1 protein-coding gene is annotated in these 1,072 nt (G+C 69.7%); it reads left to right on the forward strand.

Annotated elements, in window-relative coordinates; all coding sequences use genetic code 11:
* Positions 1 to 220: 220 nt before the first annotated feature.
* Positions 221 to 1,072 (forward strand): helix-turn-helix domain-containing protein (locus ACFWBF_RS37400; protein WP_385609286.1); only part of this gene is annotated, 852 nt, incomplete at its 3' end.

The raw sequence follows: 1,072 nt of genomic DNA on the forward strand, positions 1-1,072 counted from the left end.
CACGTTCCAATCTGACGGAAGGTCAGATGAAGGTGTTCCTTCGCGGGGGCCCGGCATCCGGGTGAACCTTGCTCGGGCTGTGCACGCGGCTGCGCTCGCGCCGCGTGACACTCGACAGCGAGGCCCATTGATCACTACTGCGGCGCATACGTTCGCCCGGGCCCGGCCGCGGGCAACTCCCGTGGCTGGTGGAGAGTCCCGAGCCGGAGGTAGACCGCCCGTGGCGGTGAACGGAAACCCGACCGTCCGACGGCGCCGGCTGGGCGCGGAGCTGCGCCGGCTCCGTCTGGCGCGCGGCCTGACCAGTACGCAGGTGGCCGAGCACCTGTTGATCTCCCAGCCCAAGGTCAGCCACTTGGAGAACGGCCGCCGCGCGATCAAGCCCCGCGATGTGCGGGACCTGTGCGCCCTCTACCACGTCACCGACCCGCAGGTCATCGACGGGTTGATGCAGATGGCCAGGGAGGCGGACCGGCAGGGCTGGTGGGTCGCCTGCGGCGAGGTCCCCTACGCCGTCTACATCGGCCTGGAGACGGCAGCCGCATCTGTCCGCTCCTACGACCCCCTGGTGATCCCCGGCCTGCTGCAAACACCCGCCTACGCCCAAGCCGTCATCGAGGAAACGATCCCTCAGGCCACGGCCGAACAGATCGCCGTGCGCCGTGAGGTCCGGCTGCGCCGCCAGTTCCGCGCCCACCACCCCGCCCGGCCCTTCCGCCTCTGGGTTGTCCTGGACGAATCCGCACTGCGCCGCGTGGTCGGCAGCCCGCAGATCATGCGCGAGCAGCTCGAGTACCTGAACCGCCTCGGCGCGCAGCCGCACATCACCGTGCAGGTCCTCCCCCACACCGTGGGAGCCCACCCGGGCGTCTCGGGGCAGTTCTCCATCCTCGACTTCCCGGACGCCCTCGGGGCGGGGACGGTGTACCTGGAACGGTTTACCAGCGACCTCTACCTGGAGAAACGATCCGACGTGCGGCACTTCAGCGCCATGTACGACCACCTTCAGGCCCAGGCCCTGAACCCGGACAGCACCCGCCGGTTCATCAGCGGTGCCGCCGAGGAGCTCCTG

This window comes from Streptomyces sp. NPDC060028 (assembly GCF_042736725.1).
Lineage (GTDB): Bacteria > Actinomycetota > Actinomycetes > Streptomycetales > Streptomycetaceae > Streptomyces.